Raw genomic sequence first — 5562 nt, forward strand, 5'->3', positions numbered from 1 at the left:
AGCGGCCGTCGCCCGTCGGGTGCGATGCGGCCCGGATCCGTGACCCACGGCTGGGAGACCAGCACCATCGGACGGTCCGCGTGCCGGCCGTCCGCCACCGCGCGCTCGGCCGCGTCGATGTGGGCGGAGTCCCCACCCAGGTGAAGCGTGCCCGCATCGCTCAGGCGTCGGTCGCTCCACGGCACCGGACCCGACAGGACGATGTCGACCTTCGCCGCGGCACCTCCCACGGGCGCTCGGGTGAGCCGTCGGGCCCGTCGCTCCACGGCCGGTGACGGCGAGGACGACAGCAGGATCTCGCCGAGGATCCGCGAGGAGGTGTTGAAGACGATGTCCCGCGCGTCAATCTGCGCCATCGACCCGACGCGGATCCCCGTGCGGATCTCCCCGCCGGCCCGGCGCAGCGCCTCTGCCAGGGCGGCGGTGATCGCACCGCTCCCCCCGACAGGAAGGGCCCACCCGAGCGGGGAGTGCAGGAGGGAACCGAGGATCAGGCCGACCCCGGTCGCCGCCGGCGAGGAGAGGGGCGAGATCGCGTGGGAGGCGATCCCCGAGAACAGGGTCCGGCCATCCGGTCCGAATCGGTCGCCCGTGATCCCCAGGGGATGTGCCCGGGCGAAGGCCCTCGCCAGCGCTGCCACCACCGTGACCGGCGGGATCGATCGCTGATCGGACAGCGCCGTGGCCACCACCTCGAGTGGCCGCTCGGCCAGCGGTTCCATGACCTGCCACCAGGCCCGGGCCTCCGCCTCGGACCCCATCCCCTCGGCCAGGCTCGCGGGGGAGGGGTCGGAGGGGACCACGATCGCGTCGCGACCGGGGAGCGCGTGGCCCAACTGGACCGGCGGCGTCCTCAACTCGACGCCGTGCGCGGCCAGGTCGAACTGCCGGAAGAACGGTGCGGCGCCGGCCATCGGGTGGACAGCCGAACACGGGTCGACCAGCAGTCCCTCGCCGAGATCGCCCGGCATGCCGTCCATGGGCAGGGTGCGACACCCGCCCCCGATGGTGTCCTCGGCCTCGAGCACCACGACCCGTCGGCCGGCGCGGGCGCACAGGAGCGCGGCGGCGAGTCCGTTCGGACCCGACCCCACCACCACGACGTCGGCGCGGACCGGGTCGGACCGGGTCATTCGAAGACTGCCAGACCGTAGGTACGTCGCAGTTCCTCGAGCAGGACCGCCTGCGCCGCGGCCTGCTCGGCCAGGTCCATCAGGACGCGTCGGGTCCCGGGGCCGCCCACCGTCGCACCCTCACCACCGGGGGGCGCGTCCGCCACCCAGGACTCCGCGAGCAGGTCCCACATCGAGCGTTTGGCCACGACGAGGGTGCGTAGCGCCTCCAGCACCCCCAGCCGTGCGAGCGGGTCGCTGAGCACCGGTCCCACGGGCAGGACGCCCAGGGCGATCCCGGAGGATCGGCGCACCAGCCCCCGACCCGGCGTTCCGATGGGGGACAACCGGGACAACACCTCGGAGGCGACGGCGATCTCCTGCTCGAACTGATCCCGAAGTGGCTCGAGTCGGGCCCGGTCGGGATCGTCGACCGCACGGATGCAGCGGTCGAGCAGGCTGCGTCCCACAGCAGCTCCGTACAGGTGGGCCCTCAGGTAGGTGGCCACCGCGGTCGAGCCGCGAGCGGGCGCGAGGACGGGCAGCCAGGGACTGGGCAGGCCGGCCGGGAATCCGGTCGATCGGGGAGTGCGCGGCATGGGTGTTCCGTTCGTCGGGCGGAGGTCGGGTGCTGCGGTGACACGGTCGGGTGCTGCGGTGACATCAGCCACGGTAGGCCCCCGTCGCCACCCCGGCCACTGGTCGTGGGCGGGGTGCGGTGACCTAGACTGTCGGTGCCCGAATTGACACCGAGGAGATCCCACTGTGACAGCATCCGGACGTCCCGTCGTCCTCATCGCCGACAAGCTCGCCCAGTCGACCGTCGACGCACTCGGCGACGCCGTCGAGGTCCGCTGGGTCGACGGCCCGGATCGCCCCAGGCTCCTCGACGCGGTGAAGGACGCGGACGCGCTCCTCGTCCGTTCGGCGACGACGGTCGACGCCGAGGTCCTCGCCGCGGCACCCAAGCTGAAGATCATCGGTCGCGCGGGCGTGGGACTGGACAACGTGGAGATCCCCGCCGCCACCGAACGCGGTGTCATGGTGGTCAACGCGCCCACCTCCAACATCCACTCGGCCGCAGAGCACGCGGTGGCGCTGCTCATGTCCGCGTGCCGCCAGATTCCCGCCGCCGACCGCACGCTGCGCGAGCACACCTGGAAGCGGAGTTCGTTCAACGGCGTCGAACTGCTCGGCAAGACCATCGGAGTGGTGGGCCTGGGTCGGATCGGTCAGTTGGTGGCACAGCGCCTGGCGGCGTTCGAGACCACCCTCATCGCCTACGACCCCTACCTGCCCGCCGCCCGCGCGGCGCAGCTGGGCATCGAGCTGGTCGACATCGACGAGCTGGTCTCCCGGGCCGACATCATCACGATGCACCTGCCCAAGACCAAGGAGACGGCCGGTCTGCTGGACGCCGAGCGGCTGGCCCGCGCCAAGGACGGCGTCGTGATCGTCAACGCCGCCCGCGGTGGGCTGATCGTCGAGGACGCCCTGGTCGACGCACTGAAGTCCGGCAAGGTCCGGTCCGCCGCCCTCGACGTGTTCGACACCGAGCCCTGCACCGATTCGCCGCTGTTCGAGCTGGAGAACACCGTCGTCACCCCCCACCTGGGCGCCTCCACCAGCGAAGCCCAGGACCGCGCCGGCACCGACGTCGCCCGCAGCGTGCTGTTGGCGCTGCGCGGCGAGTTCGTCCCGGACGCAGTGAACGTCTCCGGCGGTCCGGTCGGCGACGAGGTCGCCCCGTGGATCGACCTGGTCCGCAAGGTCGGCCTGATCGCCGGCCACCTCTGCCCGGGTGTGCCGACCACGGTCAACGTCGACGTCGCCGGTGAGCTCGCCGCCGAGCAGGTAGACGTGCTCGGGCTGGCAGCCCTGCGTGGCCTGTTCTCCGCGATCACCGACGAGCCGGCCACGTTCGTCAACGTCGCATCGATGGCCGAGCAGCGCGGCGTCACCCACTCGGTGGAGACCCGCAGCGAGTCCAAGTCCTACCGCAGCACCGTCACAGTCACCGCCGTGGCCGCGGACGGCGCCACCGGCAAGGTCACCGGAACCCTCTCGGGCCTCGAGAAGGTCCAGAAGATCGTCCGGATCAACGAGCGCGGTTTCGACCTGCGCGCGCAGGGCCAGAACCTCTTCGTGCACTACTCCGATCGACCGGGCGTGCTCGGGAAGGTCGGTTCCATCCTCGGTGGGGAGGGCATCGACATCCAGGCCGCCGCCCTGAGCCAGGACGCCACGGGTGAGGGCGCGTCGCTGATCCTCCGGGTCGACCGCGCGGTCGCCGATCCGACGGTCGACCGGATCGTCTCCGAGCTCGGGGCCACGGCCACCCAGATCAACCTGGACTGAGGGAGACGGGACCGGTGGAGAGGAACACGCAGACGATGAAGCTCGCCGTCATCCCCGGTGACGGGATCGGTGTCGAGGTGACGGCCGAGGCGATCCGGGTACTGGATGCGCTCGTCCCGGGGGTCGAGAAGACGGAGTACGACCTCGGCGCGCGGCGGTATCTGCGCACCGGGGAGACGCTCACCGACGCGGATGTCGAGAGCCTGAAGAGCCACGACGCGATCCTGCTCGGCGCCATCGGGGACCCGCGCTCCGTGCCCGCCGGCGTGCTCGAACGCGGGATGCTGCTGCCCCTGCGGTTCGCGCTCGACCACCACGTCAACCTCCGCCCGTCGCGTCTGTACCCGGGCTCGGCGACCCCGCTCAAGAACCCGGGGGAGATCGACTTCGTGGTCGTCCGCGAGGGGACCGAAGGGCTCTACACCGGCAACGGTGGTGCGATCCGGGTCGGGACGCCCCAGGAGATCGGTACCGAGACCTCGGTCAACACCCGGTTCGGCGTGGAGCGGGTGGTACGCGACGCCTTCGGACGCGCGCGGTCCCGCCGCGGGAAGCTCACACTCGTCCACAAGACCAATGTTCTGGTCAACGCAGGCGGTCTCTGGCAGCGCACGGTCGACGAGGTGGCCCCGGAGTTCGCGGACGTCGAGGTGGACTACTGCCATATCGACGCCGCGACGATCTACATGGTGACGGAGCCCTCGCGCTTCGACGTCATCGTCACGGACAACCTCTTCGGCGACATCATCACCGATCTCGCCGCGGCCGTCACCGGGGGGATCGGCACCGCGGCGTCGGGGAACATCGATGCCTCCGGGACCAACCCGTCCATGTTCGAACCGGTGCACGGTTCCGCACCGGACATCGCAGGCCAGGGCAAGGCCGACCCCACCGCGGCCATCCTGTCCGTCGCTCTGATGTTGCGGCATCTCGGGAAGGTCGGAGAAGCCGACCGTGTGGAAGCCGCGGTCGAGGCGGACCTGGGGTCCCGTGGGGACCGGCCGGTGGCGACATCAGAGGTCGGGGACCGGATCGTGGCCGCGGTCAGCGGTTAGAGCGGAGTACGAGTACCACGGTCCGCGGGTGTGAATCGCACGAAGCGCATCACACCGCGGGCCGTCGGCGTTCACAGTGGAGCCATGGACGTCGAACTCGTCGAGGTGAGAGATTTCCTCGCCCGGTGCGCCCCCTTCGACGAGCTGACCGTCGACCAACTCGACCGGATCCCCGCGCAGCTCTCGCAGCGGTACCACCGCCGGGGAACGATAATCCTCGACGCGGGTGCCCGGAACGACACCCTGCACCTCATCCGCTCGGGCGCCGTGGAGGTGTGTGATCCGGACGGGGCTCTGCTCGACGCGCGAGGAGAGGGGGATTGCTTCGGTTACTCCTCCCTCGCCAGTGGCGGACCATCGCGCTACCGGATGGTGGCGGTCGCCGACACCCTGCTGCTCGAGATGCCCCGCGAGGTCCTGGACTCGCTGCTCACCGAACACCCGCAGCTGAGTCGGTTCTTCGGCGAACGCAGCGAACGGATCCGTCAGGATCTCGCCTCGGCTCGACTCGAGGCCGCGGGAGGGGACGCGCTCGGTACGCCGGTCGGGGAGTTGCTCGCCCGCGACGCGGTGACCACCGGACCCGACACCACCATCCGGGACGCCGCGAGGCTGATGACCGAACGCCGTGTGTCCGCGCTGCTGGTCGTCGAGGCGGGTCGCGTGGTGGGCATCTTCACCGACCGGGACCTGCGCTCCAAGGTCGTCGCGGTGGGCGGCGACACCGGGGCCCCGGTATCCGCCATCATGACCCCGGATCCAGTCACCGTGGACACGGGGACCCGCGCGTTCGACGCCACGCTCCTCCAGATCGACCGTGGGGTCCATCACCTGCCGGTCTGCCAGGACGGCGAGCCGGTGGGGATGGTGACCAGCGGGGACCTGCTCCGCCTGGCGCAGACCGACCCCGTCTACCTCGCGGCCCGCATCGCCCGCGCGCCCGACGCCGACGGGGTCGCACACCTGGCGGCGAGGCTGCCCGCGCTGGTCGGTGAGTTCGTCCGCCGCGGCACAGCCCCCCAGGACATCGGCAGGGA

Annotated in this window: 5 protein-coding genes; 3 read left to right on the plus strand and 2 right to left on the minus strand. The window is 71.2% G+C overall.

Translation table 11 applies throughout. From position 1 onward, the window contains the following. Nucleotides 1-1133, minus strand: a 1133-nt coding sequence (locus G6019_RS15880; RefSeq protein ID WP_182628018.1) for a phytoene desaturase family protein, incomplete at its 3' end; no start/stop codon positions are given. After that, nucleotides 1130-1711, minus strand: coding sequence for a hypothetical protein (locus tag G6019_RS15885; RefSeq protein ID WP_182613008.1), 582 nt, complete (start codon nt 1709-1711; stop codon nt 1130-1132). The genes G6019_RS15880 and G6019_RS15885, both read right to left, overlap by 4 nt. Nucleotides 1712-1877: 166 nt before the next feature. On the opposite strand from G6019_RS15885, the gene serA reads away from it, so the two are divergent. The 3 genes from serA to G6019_RS17490 form a co-directional block, all read left to right on the plus strand. After that, nucleotides 1878-3470, plus strand: coding sequence for a phosphoglycerate dehydrogenase (serA, locus tag G6019_RS15890; protein WP_107756686.1), 1593 nt, complete (start codon nt 1878-1880; stop codon nt 3468-3470). Nucleotides 3471-3505: 35 nt separating this feature from the next. Further along, the gene (locus G6019_RS15895) at nt 3506-4525 is read left to right on the plus strand and encodes a 3-isopropylmalate dehydrogenase (protein ID WP_182613011.1); all 1020 of its coding nucleotides are present in this window, start codon (nt 3506-3508) and stop codon (nt 4523-4525) included. Between the two features lie 84 nt (nt 4526-4609). Beyond that, nucleotides 4610-5562, plus strand: a 953-nt coding sequence (locus G6019_RS17490; protein ID WP_241726106.1) for a CBS domain-containing protein, incomplete at its 3' end; no start/stop codon positions are given.

The sequence above is a fragment of the Dietzia sp. DQ12-76 genome (assembly GCF_014145045.1).
Taxonomy (GTDB): domain Bacteria; phylum Actinomycetota; class Actinomycetes; order Mycobacteriales; family Mycobacteriaceae; genus Dietzia.